This window comes from Verrucomicrobiota bacterium (genome assembly GCA_027622555.1).
In the GTDB taxonomy this organism is placed as follows: Bacteria; Verrucomicrobiota; Verrucomicrobiia; order Opitutales; family UBA2995; genus UBA2995.
This window is the reverse complement of sequence record JAQBYJ010000123.1, coordinates 1-14723: the sequence shown is the minus strand read 5'-3', so window position 1 is coordinate 14723 and position 14723 is coordinate 1. Positions and strand designations below refer to the sequence as shown.

At 47.3% G+C, this 14723-nt stretch carries 15 protein-coding genes; 5 read left to right on the top strand and 10 right to left on the bottom strand.

Annotated features, from left to right (window positions below; genetic code table 11):
- The 4 genes from O3C43_21420 to O3C43_21405 all read left to right on the top strand — a co-directional run.
- On the top strand, positions 1-244 hold a 244-nt coding region (locus O3C43_21420; protein MDA1069055.1), incomplete at its 5' end, for a galactosyltransferase-related protein.
- Between the two features lie 92 nt (positions 245-336).
- Complete coding sequence (locus O3C43_21415; GenBank protein ID MDA1069054.1) at positions 337-810, top strand: acyltransferase; 474 nt, start codon at positions 337-339, stop codon at positions 808-810.
- Between the two features lie 33 nt (positions 811-843).
- The gene (locus O3C43_21410) at positions 844-1875 is read left to right on the top strand and encodes a Gfo/Idh/MocA family oxidoreductase (GenBank protein ID MDA1069053.1); all 1032 of its coding nucleotides are present in this window, start codon (positions 844-846) and stop codon (positions 1873-1875) included.
- A gap of 24 nt (positions 1876-1899) precedes the next feature.
- On the top strand, positions 1900-2997 hold the full coding sequence (locus O3C43_21405; GenBank protein ID MDA1069052.1) for a DegT/DnrJ/EryC1/StrS family aminotransferase: 1098 nt from the start codon (positions 1900-1902) through the stop codon (positions 2995-2997).
- Between the two features lie 141 nt (positions 2998-3138).
- Here the strand turns inward: O3C43_21405 and O3C43_21400 are convergent, their stop codons facing one another.
- The 10 genes from O3C43_21400 to O3C43_21355 form a co-directional block, all read right to left on the bottom strand.
- Positions 3139-4833, bottom strand: a complete 1695-nt coding sequence (locus O3C43_21400) for a PQQ-dependent sugar dehydrogenase (protein MDA1069051.1) — start codon at positions 4831-4833, stop codon at positions 3139-3141.
- Positions 4834-4911: 78 nt separating this feature from the next.
- Positions 4912-5922: a c-type cytochrome gene (locus O3C43_21395; GenBank protein ID MDA1069050.1), complete on the bottom strand. Its 1011-nt coding sequence runs from the start codon at positions 5920-5922 to the stop codon at positions 4912-4914.
- Between the two features lie 187 nt (positions 5923-6109).
- The gene (locus O3C43_21390) at positions 6110-7171 is read right to left on the bottom strand and encodes an Ldh family oxidoreductase (protein MDA1069049.1); all 1062 of its coding nucleotides are present in this window, start codon (positions 7169-7171) and stop codon (positions 6110-6112) included.
- The gene (locus O3C43_21385; protein MDA1069048.1) at positions 7155-7649 is read right to left on the bottom strand and encodes a hypothetical protein; all 495 of its coding nucleotides are present in this window, start codon (positions 7647-7649) and stop codon (positions 7155-7157) included. The genes O3C43_21390 and O3C43_21385 overlap by 17 nt, the downstream gene beginning before the upstream one ends.
- Before the next feature lie 267 nt (positions 7650-7916).
- Positions 7917-8144: a hypothetical protein gene (locus O3C43_21380; protein MDA1069047.1), complete on the bottom strand. Its 228-nt coding sequence runs from the start codon at positions 8142-8144 to the stop codon at positions 7917-7919.
- Positions 8145-8283: 139 nt separating this feature from the next.
- On the bottom strand, positions 8284-9015 hold the full coding sequence (locus O3C43_21375) for a polysaccharide deacetylase family protein (protein ID MDA1069046.1): 732 nt from the start codon (positions 9013-9015) through the stop codon (positions 8284-8286).
- A 61-nt stretch (positions 9016-9076) separates the two neighbouring features.
- On the bottom strand, positions 9077-10231 hold the full coding sequence (locus O3C43_21370) for a glycosyltransferase (GenBank protein MDA1069045.1): 1155 nt from the start codon (positions 10229-10231) through the stop codon (positions 9077-9079).
- Positions 10232-10234: 3 nt separating this feature from the next.
- A complete protein-coding gene (locus tag O3C43_21365; protein MDA1069044.1) occupies positions 10235-11395 on the bottom strand; it encodes a sulfotransferase in 1161 nt (386 codons plus the stop codon).
- Positions 11396-11503: 108 nt separating this feature from the next.
- Positions 11504-11950, bottom strand: coding sequence for a GtrA family protein (locus O3C43_21360; GenBank protein MDA1069043.1), 447 nt, complete (start codon positions 11948-11950; stop codon positions 11504-11506).
- Between the two features lie 70 nt (positions 11951-12020).
- Positions 12021-13487 carry a Do family serine endopeptidase gene (locus O3C43_21355; protein MDA1069042.1) on the bottom strand — a complete coding sequence of 489 codons (1467 nt, stop codon included), beginning with the start codon at positions 13485-13487 and terminating at the stop codon, positions 12021-12023.
- Positions 13488-13810: 323 nt separating this feature from the next.
- Between O3C43_21355 and O3C43_21350 the strand changes: the two genes are divergently transcribed.
- Positions 13811-14723: TolC family protein (locus tag O3C43_21350; protein ID MDA1069041.1), on the top strand; the 913-nt coding region annotated here is incomplete at its 3' end.

Sequence of the window (14723 nt, the reverse complement as noted above, 5' to 3'; positions counted from 1 at the left end):
TATTGTTGGATGGGGACACGAAGACGATGACTTTATTAAGCGTATGGAGTTATCCGGCACGAAGATAGGTCATAATAGCCGGGGTGCATTCAGCATTCACCAATATCATCCAAGAGAGCGCCTTGATAATCCCTTGAAAACTGGCCGATCCATTCGGATCAATCTCCGTATGTTGAACTCTGATCATACTATTATTCGAAATCCTGCCGGTTGGGGAAACCTGGAAATGGAGCATATTTCTTAGGTGGATTTACCAAAAAGAAATGTAAATAGTTACAAATATAGGCCAATCATGTGCCGTTAATTAATTTCCACTGCAATTGTAACCATTGAATCATGCCGATAGCTGAAAACGTAAGATTGGGCAAAAACGTCCTCATTCACCATGAGTCACTCGTGAATCTTTATGGTTGTGAAGTAGGGGATGATTCGAAAATCGGTGCCTTTGTTGAAGTGCAAAAAAATGTCCGAATTGGTTGCCGGTGTAAAATTTCCTCCCACACGTTTATTTGTGAGGGCGTAACTATTGGAGATGAGGTGTTTGTTGGACATGGCGTGATGTTTACCAACGATCTTTTTCCCAGGGCTACCTCTGATGATGGCAGTTTACAGAATGAGTCGGATTGGGAGGTCATCCCAACTTTCATAGAGAATGGAGTTTCGATTGGTAGTGGGTCCGTTATACTTTGCGGTATTACGGTTGGGAAAGGTGCAATGATCGGAGCCGGATCGGTTGTTACCCGAGATGTGGCAGCTGGGTCTTTAGTCTATGGTGTTCCGGCGAAAAAAAGAGGTTCTGCCAAAGGCTGATCCAGTGTAAATGTTTATGATGAACTCTGAACAATGATTAAAACCGGGAACATAGGAGTTGGCATCGTCGGTTGCGGGTATTGGGGCCCTAATTTGATTCGGAATTTTTATAATTCGAATGATGCAACGGTGGTAGGGATCTGTGATTCTAATCCAGAACGTCTGGCCAAGGTTTCCTCCTCATTTCATGGAGTTCCCCTATTTGCGAGTTTTGAACAAATGCTTTCTACTCCCGGTTTGGATGCAGTCTGTTTGGCCACGCCTGTTGGTAGTCATTTTTCACTCGCCATGAAGGCCATTGAAGCCGGCAAGCACGTGCTGGTAGAGAAGCCCATGGCATCCACGGCCGAGGAAGCGAGGCTTCTTAGAGATGCTGCCGTTGAACGCCAATTGACCCTGATGGTTGGGCATACCTTTGTTTACACGGGAGCTGTTCGCACAATTAAGGAATTGGTGAATTCCGGGGAGCTTGGAGATATTTATTACTATGACGGTGTCCGGGTTAACCTTGGGCTCTTTCAGCACGACGTGAACGTGCTGTGGGATTTGGCCATCCACGATTTGTCCATACTCGATTTTGTTATTGGGAAAATCCCTACAGCTGTTTCTGCTACCGGTATGAATCAGCTTCCGGGACAACTGGAAAGCGTTGCTTATTTGACTCTGTTTTATGAAAACAACCTGATCGCACACTTGCATGCGAATTGGTTGGCTCCTGTAAAAATCAGGAGGATCCTTATCGGAGGGTCCAAAAAAATGATTGTATATGACGACTTGGATCCATCTGAGAAAGTCAAAATCTATGACAAGGGTGTCGATATGGTGGAATCAGATGAGGATATCCACAACATGCTAATCAGTTACAGGACTGGTGATGCGTGGATACCCCACATTGATCTTACAGAAGGACTGGCAGTTGAGGTAAAACATTTCCTGGAATGTATTCGTTCGTCACAGGAGCCGATGACCGGTGCTTCCGTGGGTGTGCGGACTGTCGCGATTCTTGAAGCGGCCAATGTTTCTATGAAGAATCATGGAAAACCAGTAAAATTACTTTCGGTATAATATGTTCGAATACAGGACTAACGGATGATCCCTTTTCTAGACTTAAAACTTCAATACAAACAAATCAAAGATGAGGTAGAAGATGCGGTTTTGCGTGTGCTTTCCAGTACTGATTATGTGTTGGGTCCTGATGTCGCTGCCTTCGAAGAAGAGTTCTCAAATTATTCACACACAAATTGCGGCGTTGGGGTAAATTCTGGAACAAGTGCCCTGCAACTTGCATTGCTTTCGATGGGAGTTCAGGCAGGTGATGAAGTGATTACCGTTCCCTTTACTTTTATTGCTACCGTTGCGGCGATTGAGTATATAGGCGCGAAGCCCGTATTGATAGATGTTGAGGAGAACTCGGGTTGTATGGATGTCAGTAAGTTAGAGGCAGTCATTACTGAGCGGACTAAAGTTATTCTTCCTGTGCATCTACACGGTCAAATGGCGGATATGTATCCCATCACAGCTGTTGCGCGTAAATATGGGCTCAAAGTATTGGAAGATGCAGCACAGGCTCATGGTGCTTCTTATAACGGTAGGCCCGCCGGGAGCTTTGGAGATGCTGCCTGTTTTAGTTTTTATCCAGGCAAGAATTTAGGTGCCGCCGGAGAAGGAGGATTACTGGTTACAAACGACCTGGACCTGGCTGAACGAGCACGCGTCTTGAGAGATTGGGGGCAAAAGCAAAAATATTATCACGATCTCTTGGGATTCAATTATAGGATGGATAGTATTCAGGCGGCTATCCTGCGGGTTAAATTGAAATATCTAAATGAGTGGACGGATCTCAGAATAAAGGTCGCAGAACGATATAATAAGCTGTTTGCAGAAAGTGCCGTTTCAACGCCCGATGCACTTCCGAATAACCGACACGTATATCATGTGTATGCGCTTCGTTCGAATCGACGGGACGAATTGCTCGGATACCTCAAAAAGTTAAATATTGGCTGTGCCATCCATTACCCGATTCCTGTTCATTTGCAGAAATGCTTGACCCACTTGAACTACAAACGAGGCGATTTCCCGGTATCTGAAAAACTAGCCTCACAAGTGTTATCCCTGCCTGTCTATCCCGAGCTTACCGCACAACAACAAGACCTGGTTGTTAGTGCTGTGTTGGGTTTTTTCAAATAACCGGTCGTCTCAAAGTCGGTTGGTTATTTATGAGCAAAAATGTGAGAGCAATAATACTCGGCGAACTTTCTGGTTTCGAGCCAATTGCAACTGGCAACGCTTAGGATTTGGACTTTGAAGCAAAATAATTTGACTCACTTCCTATTCTTCAGGTGGCGGTGGTGGTACTGCTAATATCGCGTCCATCATTTGTTGGGTTTCTTCGATATTGAGTTGAGGGTGAGGAGGCATCGGCATAGCTCCCCATACGCCCACTCCACCGGTAAGAATTTTGTTTGCCAAAGTATCACGGGCGTTGAGGTCGTCCGCATATTTTTCCGCTACTTCGAAGTAAGCCGGTCCAATCGATTTCATGTTTGTGGTGTGGCAGGCAAGGCAAGTGGTGTTCGCGATCAGCTTTGACCCGGGATGTTCCGGATCAAATCCGATCATCCGTGGATCTGTCTCAGGCACCTCAATGGGGATAGGTTCGTTGGAGTAAGTGATCTTCCGTAATCGACCATCTGTTCCGTCGTACCAGAGCGATCCGTATTCAAGCACATAAAGAGAACCGTCATTTCCAAATTCCATATCGATTGGGTGAACGAAGAGGTGTCGACCCAGCCACGGTTTGTTTGAAACGACATCTCCGCTGTCATTGAGCTTAAGAACTCGAACCCAGGCGCTCGTCCAATCGAAAACAATCAGTGAGTTATCAAATACCTTGGGGAGCTTGGTTGCATTGTTTGGGAAATCGCCATAGTGATAAACCGGCCCTGCACAGGCTGAAGCACGTGGATAGGCCCAAAGCGGTTCCGTAGTCGGCGGCAACTGATTGAGTCCGGTGTTGTTAGGGGAATCGTTGAATGGTTCATCCGGATTGAAGCGGGCTCCAATTTGTTCTGAAGAAAAATCGTAGTCTGCATAAGCTCGGTTATCCGCCACAAAATAAGGCCAGCCGAAATTGCCTGCTTTACGAGCCTGATTAATCTCATCATAACCACTTGAGCCTCGCTCGGTGTCAGTAGCGCCATCCGGACCCACCTCACCCCAGTATACAAAACCGCTATGGGAATCGATCGAAATTCGGAATGGGTTCCGGCAACCCATAGCGAAAATCTCCGGACGGGTTTTTGGAGTTCCCGGCGAAAATAAATTCCCTTCAGGAATTGCATAAGATCCATCGGCATTTGGTTTGATTCTCAGGATCTTTCCACGAAGGTCATTCGTGTTTGCGGCCGATCGTTGTGCGTCGTAAAAGTGTCGACCTTCCCGCTCATCGATGGGTGCCGAGCCATCCGATTCAAAGGGGCAGGTGTTGTCACCAGTAGATAGATACAAGTTTCCGTCCGGACCGAAAGCCAGGGAGCCACCTTCGTGGCATACTGCATTTTTCCGGTTGTGAGGAAATTCAAGGATTGTTGTTTCATCTCCCAGTTTCCCGTCAGTGAACCTAAAACGGGAGAGACGCTGAATGGCTTCACCTTTTTCAGAAAAGAACAGGTAGAGCCAACCGTTTTCGCTAAATTTTGGATCCAGAGTAATTCCGAGTAGGCCAGCCTCTCTGGCAAACTCCTCCACACGTAATTCGACAGGGATTTTGGCTAGCAAATTAGTTTCTCCAGTCTTCGGATCGTAGAGGTGCAATCCCCCGGTACGTTCCACCACAAATATGCGGCCATCCGGAGTCACGGCAAGTTCCATGGCATCTACAAACCCTTCGGCCAAGGTCTCGACCTTGAAATGTTCGTCTGCTGGAAGTTCGGTTTCGTTGGCTGAGTTTTCCGCGTGACGACTACAGCCGAATGAGAAAACAACCAAGGAAGTTATGGTAAGGAATAAAATACAAAATCTCATATGTAGTGCCGATTTTTTGTGGGTCTTCCCTGCTTGTCCAATTAAACCATGCTTAAAAAGCAAAAAGAGTTAGGATTTCTATTTCTGTGTTTCCGAGGAGGACTCAGGTTCGATTGTGGCTACTGGTAATGACGCTGTGTAGGCCACAATATTTAAGATGTCTTCAGAAGTAAGATTTGCTACAACCGGTTTCATGAGGGCGGACATTAAACCGTTTCTGGTTCCTTGCTTCATGTCATTCATTTGGCGTGCCATGTAGCTGGGTGAACGTGATGCAATTCCGGGAACCGTTCCAATTCCATTCAGATCTTCACCATGGCAAATAAAGCATTGCAGGGTCTTTCCGCCACCTCCGGTTCGAACAAGGTCTTTACCTTTTTCAATGGAGCCCTTTGGAACGTACGCAATAAATCCAGACCGCGGGTCCCGCAAAAATTCGGTCCGGTATGAATCAACAGGGGTTTCTATGATACGCTTACCGATAGGTTCGGTCCCTGCCTCCTCCCCCTCCAGAGCAATGTGCAGTCCACCTCGAAGATAGGTTTTCGGAACAGTATCCGTTTCAACGACCTCAATCCATGGACTCCATTTCATGGACTCAAAGTAAGCGGAAACGTCCTCCATTTCCTCCTGGGTCATTCCCTTGGCTGTTTCAATCATTAGTTCATAGTTGGTTTTCCTGGGATCTGCGCACTTACGAAGATCATTTTTGAAATCCAGCAATTGCTGGACAAGGTAGCCCTTTGATTGTCCAGTTGGTGGTGCGTTTTCTGCTTTTCCTTTTCCATTCGGATAGTGACAGAGAGCACAGGCAATAATCTTTCGGCTTGGGTCACCGTGCGAGTAAATCCTTGGCATCTGAGGATGATCGCCTGGATACCAATCGGCCGGAGCTGTTTGAAAAGTCACCCCGTCTTTGCGTCCTAAAATTTCGTCGCGCGTAAAAGTCAAAGGCGTATCGGGTAAACTATGTTCGTCACCATCAGGCGGAAGTGGTGGTGGCGGTGTTATCGAAATGGCATAAGCCCAAGCCAATTCAATCAAGTGCTCAGGTAACTCTTCCTCAACAGCCTTCGAAGAAAGGATCATCGGGAGTTGGATCGCAGCGAAGAGAAGAATCAGTTTTATAGGGATTTTGAGAAGAGAATTAGGAGTACACAGAACCATAGGCATGAAAAACATGCGTACCCTATCTGATATCTCAATTCTTCAATTTACCAATTTGTTTCCCAAAGTTGGATAGGAGATGTTTTACGTTTCCAGGCGATCCGAGTATTTAGTCTGATAAGGATTGGATGTCCAGCTCCCGGGCAATTTCGGCGAATTGCTTTAGAACGACCTCACTGATCGGAATGCCGTTCGCCTCACGGTCCGCATGGTGCGCTTTCTCCGGATCGCCAGGGATTTGCACCGGAACCTCGTCATCCAGTCGTGGCTGGTTGCGAACACGTTCGGTCATTGCTTGCAGTCTTGTCTTGAATCGATCGGGATCTTCAAACGCATCAATGCGGAATGCACTATAAAATTGGCCAATGCGGCGCTTCTCAGGCGAAGGGTTATCAAACATTTTGGATATTTGATCTCCACTGGGAGCGCCTGTCAGCATGCTGCAAAATATATCCACCATCATGGCGAGGCCAAAGCCTTTGTATCCACCGATGGGGAGCAACTGAGTAACTTCCTTGGCAATAGTCGTTTCCTGTCCGCTCTTGTTGGCACCCCAACCCAATGGGATCTCCTGGTCTGAATCACCATGCATCCTGATTTTGTTAACGCTGACCAGGGTGGTAGCACCGTCATAACAGAATGGGCCTTCTGTAACCATTGGCGCTGCCATACAGATGGGGTTCGTGCCAAAGAAGGGGGTGGTTGCGTTGGCTGAGCGCATCGTGGGTGTTGCGTGGGTGTATGCAGTGCCAATCATATCCTTGCTGCAGGCCTCCTGTGCAAAAAAAGACATCGAGCCGCAGTGATTGGAATTATAGACCGCCACGTGGCCCGAACCTGCTTCTTCTGCCAATTCTATAGCGTGGTGCATGGCTGTGATTCCTGCGAAATGACCCAATCCGCAATCTGCATCCAAGCGACCTGTCGATGAAGTTGTCTTCTCGAATCGCAGTACCGGTTTCGGATTGATTCGTCCGCCTTTTATTTCGCTTAAATAGTGCGGTAGTAAACGAATCCCGTGAGAATCCACTCCCCGAAGTGTCGCCAGCCAAAGACCTTTTGCGGTTGCATTGGCTGCTCCTTCATCGACTCCAGATACTATGAGTGCTCGGTTAACGAAGTCGTAGACAGCTTCTGCTTTGAAGCGAGGTAGTTTACTTTGAGAGGACATTTCTTAGATGAACTGCCACGTCACTCAAAAATCGGTGAACAGATGCATCCGCTATACGATGACCTATTACTGCATTCATCACTTCTCCAATTGGCCCCAACGGCGGTTCATAGGAGCCCGAAAGGTCGAGCTGGGTTTCTGTCGCAGTTAGCCGATAAATTCGAAGCTCCGCTTTCATTAATGGAAACGCACGGGGCATTTTTGCAGCTTTCCATTCGAACTTCAGAACCGTGGTACGGGGAGTTTTATTTTTGGCGGGTAACTCTTCGATTTTGTTTATGGAAATAGTAATCTCAGTGGATACTTCGATGGGTCCGAAATTCATACGAAGTCCAGATGCAATGACATTTGCTCTACTGGCGGCCACTTTGGTTGCATCCTGAAATATCTCTGAGGCATGATTTGTTAGAGCCTCACGGACTTTTTCATAAGGATGGTTTACGTAGTCGTAGAATCGAATTTTTTTACGGTTGCTCATGGTGGATACTCCGGTGAAATGCCCAGTGTGGTCAATCCTTCTAGGCTTGATGTCTGTCGCTCAAGGCTCAAGCAAAATACATACCTTCGGACTGACCAACCGGAAAGCACAGCTCAAGAATAATTAATTTTTCCTGCCTACGATTCACTTCATTTATGAATAGTAGTTAATCTTGCGTTCGGATTATTGAGAGAGTTTTAAAGATGCAAAATAAATCCACGAGCCTTGGGTGTGTCTTTATCTTTCCAGACCTAGAACAGAAGCATGTCATCTATAGGGCTCCCATCCGGGAAATTCTTTTGGGTCTGGAGTCAGATTGCGATGTCTCTGCCAGTTGTTGCCATTGTCTTTTGAAATCCACTCTTCCATGCGGTCGCCGCCATAGCGGTCCATGTCGCCACCGGTATATAGAAACCCATCGCCGACCAACGGGTATGCATGGTAGACACTGTTCTCGGATCTGGATAGGGCCTTTCTTTTTGGTTTTTTCGTCACTTTCGGCGTTAAGTCATCTTGTTTTGTCCACCTTCACCGAAGGTACAAACCTCAAAACTCGAAGCATCTTTTGCCCCCAACTCCGGCAGAATGACGATTAGGCAAAGCAGGTATTAGGGTAGTTCCAGGAAGAAGGGTTTTATATAGTATCCTTCATCCCCTCATCAACATCTTTGATAGATAAATCTGAGCTTTTTCGAAATTCTGTGATACGGCGGACTTGCCCATCTAATTGATAGGCCAGGCGGAGTTCGAGGTCTTTGGGATGAATCGAGACTCTAAGGCAGAGATTCTTCTTTAGCGCACGTTTCTCCTGGTAATAATTCCATCTAAGGAGAAAGGATTCACGAAGTTGTGTATCGGCTTCATAACCAGTCAACGGAAGATACTGAAAAAAGAATTGTGAATCGTTTCGGTGGAGAAACCCTCGCGTGGTTTCGATTATTGAGAAGGGTGCGTTTGCCAAATCGGTTTTGGAAAGCGTTCCCAATGCCCAGGCGGGTGGTACATACGTGCTCGGTGTTGGGAGATCGTTTTCCGCAAACCAATGATGAGAACGATTCAATAATTCGAGAATCTCTCCTGAATCCATATCAAGATGCTCAGCAACATTCCGCGAAATCAGCAGGGCGTGAATTCTGTGTTTGAGTCGTTTTGGGTTGGTATGATGATGCCAGCCGTGAGCAATGAGCTCGTGTCCGTTTGACGCCATTTCCCGGATGCGGCCAATCTGATCGGAAGTCCATGGTTTGCCTGGAACCACAAGTAGAGATACCGGAGGGACATTTCGCTCTTCCAGCCATCGTAGGATGGTTTCAACGCGATCCATGGTCTCCGGCATGAGATCGTGTATCGAAACATACGCCTTCATTATTTAGACCGTTTGAACTGTTTATTGCGCGTCCTGAACCGTCGATCGTCAAATAGGAAAATCAGGTCGAGTATTTGGCCAGCACTTGGGACCATTGTAAGATTGTATCGCGGTTCAACTGTTCTGCTGCTTTTCGAGCAGTGAAGGCTTTTTTCAGAAGCGAATCAGCTGGTAGTTTTAGAAGTCCTTTTATGGACTGTGTTAGTGACTCCTCTTTTTTGAGCACAATCAGACCTTCTTCCAACATAGACCAGTCGTGAATTCCTGCGTTGGCCGACACCAGGGCAGGCCTTCCTCGTGCCATGGCTTCAAACGCGACGGTCCCGAAAGTCTCCAGAATGGAGGGAAGAAGCAGGCAACTTGAGCTGTCGAGCAAGGTGATTAATTCCTCTCGCTTTAGCCAGCCAGTGAAGCGGACGTTCTTTAAATTCACAGCCGACGCTTCGAGTTTGTTGCGGAGTGGTCCTTCACCGCCGATCACAAATTCGATGTTTGGAAAATTGGCCGCCGCTTCTATAATCAGGTGGACATTTTTTTCCGGGGCTAGCCGACCGGCAAAACAAATACGTTCCACAACGGGTGGTGCAGCGATCATGGGCGTTTCAAGAAATGCAGGCTCCAAAGGAGTACCCATTATTTCAGTATTTGGTGCACCCAGACTATCCACGTCCGCCTTCAATTTTGAGTTGTTGATCAACACCGTGGAACTGCGTTTACACAGAATTTTATTGATCGTGCGGAGGACACCGTTGGCGAACATTCTGGAAAATGGTTTCCAGTAGATCTGAGCTAGGTGTTCAAAATCAGTATGAAAAGCGGTTATGAATTGCGCTCCGGATCGTTTTGCCAAATACAGGCCGAGGAGACCAAACGGTCCGGGAGTAATGGCTACGACCACATTTGGTTTTAATGCTTTGTAGCCCTTTCTAATACGGAATATATTAGGAGTGACCAGCCGTTGCGAAGGATCGCCCGGCATCGGCAATGAGAGCCAATCGTGACCCTTGCGTGGTAAAGGTTGAAACATCTCGAGTGCTTCGATGTGCGGCCGAAGTTGTCCCGCCAGGTCGTGGTAGTAAGCACCTGCTCCGTTACGCTCTGGCATCGAATCGGAAAAGAATGCGACGCGTACCTGTGACGAATCCAATTCACTGGAAGCGAGTGATTCATCGCTTTCATTTTCGTTAGAGCCGTCGTGTTCCAGAGGTATTTGCATCGATTATTGAAGGTCTAGGCGTTGATTGGCTCTTAGCATCTCCTGATAACTGGGCTCGATGCAAACCTTGATTACCTTTATCTCAATTGGATGATCTTTGAGTTCGTGCTTGTGGCGACTCGACTTACCTACTTCTAGAGTTCTTAGCCTCCCAATTTCTTCTGAGGTTCCCAGTTGTAGCCGATCAACCAACTTTGCAAGAAGCTTACCCGGGTCTTTTCTGAGGTCGCTTTGGTCCAGAATAACAACCTCTGTCTCAACCTTTTTTGTAAAGGCATCCAATTTGAGGTAGTTATGTGTGAAGACTTCTAGAATGAGCTTTGCTGAATATTCTCCTGTACGATCCGAGCCGAACAAACTGCGTGCCCCCTCCAGTGAACTAAGTTGAGAACTGATCGCACTTGATGGTTCGCGAATACATAGGACACAACTGGAGTCCGGGTAACGTGATTTGAGTTCGGGTATCCATGAACCAAACGCTGCATTCTTGGAAAGCAAGCGGCTATTCTTGGGAGCACAGTACAGGTGTTTTTGTAAGCACCGGTGGTAAAATTGAAGTATTCCTTCGCGCTCCCTACCATTCAGTAAATCAAGCATGCCAATCTGCTTCAGTTGCTGTGAGAACGGAAAAGCAAACAACAAGATGAAACATCCCCCTGCCGGCAGTAATGCGAGGTAGTCTTCTTCTGGGTCGGAAAGTCCAACCTCATGGACATCTCTCAGGTTTCCGCTCAACTTATTAACGACTGCGTTTAGGCCTTTGCGTCCAAACCCGCCGAGTATTCGATCTATTCGGGCAAGAAGTCGCATGCATTTGCGTTGAAAGATGGAAGGCGCAAGGATGACTTCCCAGGTTGAAAAGCAGGTAAAACCGCTGAGCTTATCTTGCAAGGTTCGCTGAACAAATGTGGTCCCGCTTCGCGGGATTCCGGTTATGAACACGGGAGCCTTGATTTCTACTTTTCGGTAGGAGTGAAAAAACACTTCATCGAGAAAAAAACAAATCCAATGGATGAGCTGAAGCGATAGAAATAGCGGAAATAGGATGAATAAAAATAATAACCGTCCCACTCCTGGAGATGCACCTGGATGACTGCCTGGCCAGAGTGAATGGATAAACCAGGATAGATGAAGCCAAACGCTTCTAATAAAAGTGCGCAGCATTTGGAATTAGAGGTTTGTAGTGATAGTCACCGATTCTTCCAAGAAATTTGAGTTCTGGCGCGGAAGGGTTGGGATGTGGTCAGCGGTGGATGAAGGTATTAGCATCGTCTAATTGTCGAAGACCAATTTTTTGGAAAAGAAGAAATTGAAGGTCATTCCTGCCATTCCTCCGATCCACACGCCGAGCAATGGTAAAGTTGCCGAAGCTTCGACTTCACCTCCCATCGCCTGACCAACCAGGAGAACAATAGCGAAGACCGCCATATTGATAACGCCACCTATCGAGTGCACACTGTAATGCCTCAGTAACGAGTGCCAGAGAGCCCGACCGGTTTCCATATGATGGAAGGTGAAGTAGCGGTTCAGTGCATATCCAGCTGCCATGGACATCGAAAGTGAGATCGTTCTTCCCAGGTATTCATTCAACCCAAGACCTAGTAACAAATAGAGTACAGCGACATCAATTATTGATATGGTGGCACCGACACCGGCAAAACGGACAAAGGTCGCTTTTGTGCTGGATGAGCGATGGATGCTTCCTAGGAGTTTTCGCATTGGCTATGGGTAATTAAGCCCGTCAACGCGACTTGGGTCAAATCCCAAAAAGAGTTCCAGGGACTGGGAATTACTCCACCCGTATTGGCAAATACCCGGTGCGTCCGCGGTTGAAAATGTAGAGCTTGTTGACTCCTGTCTTTATCTGTTCCCTGGCTTCCTTGATGGTGGTGATCTCTATATCATTTATTTCCATTATCACCATACCTTCGCTGAGGTGTCGGGAGTAGGGGGATTGGGGATCCACACTATTTATCAGAAGTCCTGTGACATTGAGAGGAATTCTGTATTTTTTGGACTGATCCTCATCGATCGTAGATACTTCTACGCCTTCGATTAATTCGTTAGCCGACATGGCTAAGCGACCGGATGCAGTTCCGACATTAAGGTTCAGGATCTTGTTTTTCCCATTCCGAACGATTTCGAGCTCGATGGGTGTGCCTGGTAATGTGTTGGCCACCCGGATACGAAATTCATTACTGGTTTCTACCGATTTTCCGTTTAGGCCTACCAGGACGTCACCGCGTTCCAGACCTCCTAGGTCGGCTGCGGAATCTTCTTCGACATCGTTGATAAGCACTCCCTTTTTTTCTTCAATTTGAAATGCCTCAGCCAAATCAGGAGTTAAGTCAGAAATACTCACGCCAAGGAAGCCGCGTCTCACTTCACCCGAATCAACCAACTGTTTGGCAATGTTTGTTGCAAGGTTGGAAGGAATAGCAAAGCCGAGGCCGATATTTCCTCCACTTTGCGAAAGGATGGCTGAGTTGACCCCGATAAGTCTGCCCAACGAATCGATAAGCGCGCCTCCAGAGTTGCCCGGATTGATCGATGCGTCGGTTTGAATAAAGCTCTCGTAACCGTTGTCTCCATAGATGCCAATTTGGCGTTGTGTGGCGGAGATGATGCCTTGCGTTACCGTGAGTCCGACGCCCAATGGATTACCGATTGCGAAAACAACGTCGCCTACCTGAATGTTGTCGCTGTCGGAAATTTTTATCGCGGGCAGATCCTCGGCTTCCACTTTGAGGATGGCAACATCGGTTAATGGATCCCGGCCTACGATTTCTGCTTCCAGTTCTCGGCCATCGCCGAGTAGAACCAGAATGGCGTCGGCGTCTTCTCCTTGCTGGCTCGCCACTACATGATTGTTGGTAACAATATACCCATCCGTTGATATGATGACTCCAGAACCAACACCTTGGGGAACACGTCGTTCCTCAGGTTGCCCTTGTTCTTGATTGGGCGTTGGCAGCCCAAAAAACCTTCTCAATAGTTCGTCTTGAGGTGAAATACCCCCGCGGGAGACTTGCACGATTCTTTCTGTGGTGACGGATACCACCGACGGTGTGGCCGTCGCGAGCATCTTCGCATAACTGTGCGGAATAAACTTTTGGTCGCGATCAATCGAGTTTGTTTGAATATCGAGCTCGATACTGAGGTCTCGTTTTAGCTCCTCCGTCTCGGTCTTGGCGCAGGCTGCGGCAATAAAAATAATGAAGCTGGAAAACAGAATAATTAATGTGGTTTTTTTCATAATAAATTGTGTTGGGACGCTTAGCTTCCGATCAAAAGCACCCTGTGTGCCACGGCGTTTGCATTGCGGTAAACGGTTAAAGTATAAGGGTTTTGGCTATTTACGGTTTTAAAATCAAAGAAAAAGTCTTAGCGATTTTGTCACATGACAGCATTAATTGTGTCTGTGTTTCACAGTTTTTGAGTCAATTTTTCACAAGAGTGAAATGGGATTCCTGATCGGTGGTTTCATTTAAAAATCAATTAATGGAAATTGGATTTGATTTGTTGAATACAACCTTCAGTCTCGATAAGTAATCCTAAATTACTCCATTTACCCTTTGAATGTATAATTTCCCCAATTTTGCTACCTTGCTATTCCTTTTCTTGACTGGGAGCTTTTTTTGCGGCCGTGCGATTCACAGGGTCGATGAGCAAGCACAGCTCTTACAAGTGGGAGTGCCCTTTGCCTTCCAAGAGCCTCCAACCGGTGCGGATCTGCCGAATAACTGGAATATTTCCTGGTGGGAGACCTTTGAAGACCCGGAGCTGAATCGATTGATTGAAGCAGGACTTGATACAAATTTGGGACTCCAGCAATTCGTCGCCCGCATTGATCAGGCAACGGCTCTGGCCCGGCAGGTTGGCGCAACCCTATACCCGGCTATTAACCTCAATGCGGGTTATGATCGCGATCGGGACGGAAAGACAGGTGCCGGCGAATCTCGCGATCGACAAGATTCCTCAAATTTGGGTATACTCTTTCGCTGGGAGGCGGATGCATGGGGGCGATTGTCTTCCCTGCGCCGGGCAGAAAGTTTAACAGCAGAAGCTTCGGTGGAAGACTGGTTGAGTGCCCGATTGCTCCTTTCCAGTGCGATTGCCGAAACCTATTTTGAAATAAAAGAACGTCTTCGGCAGTTGGAAGTGATTCGTACGCAGATTGAAATCAATCAGTCTCTTCTGAAATTGACTACCCTGCGGTTTGGCCAAGGGCAGTCGTCGATCGTTGCCGTGTTGCAACAACAGGAGCAATTGGAAGAAACGATGGCCCGTGTTCCGCTCACGGAAGCACAGATCGGGCAATTGGAGTATTCGCTGGACGTGTTGCTGGGGAAAACTCCCGGAAACGATTCTTTGGTCACCTCCAGTTTTCTTGGTCGTCCTCCTCCTTTGCCGGAAGTGGGAATCCCTGCCCAGTTGCTGACCCGTAGGCCAGATTTAAGGGGTGCCCAAAAACGGGTGTTGGCCTTCGATT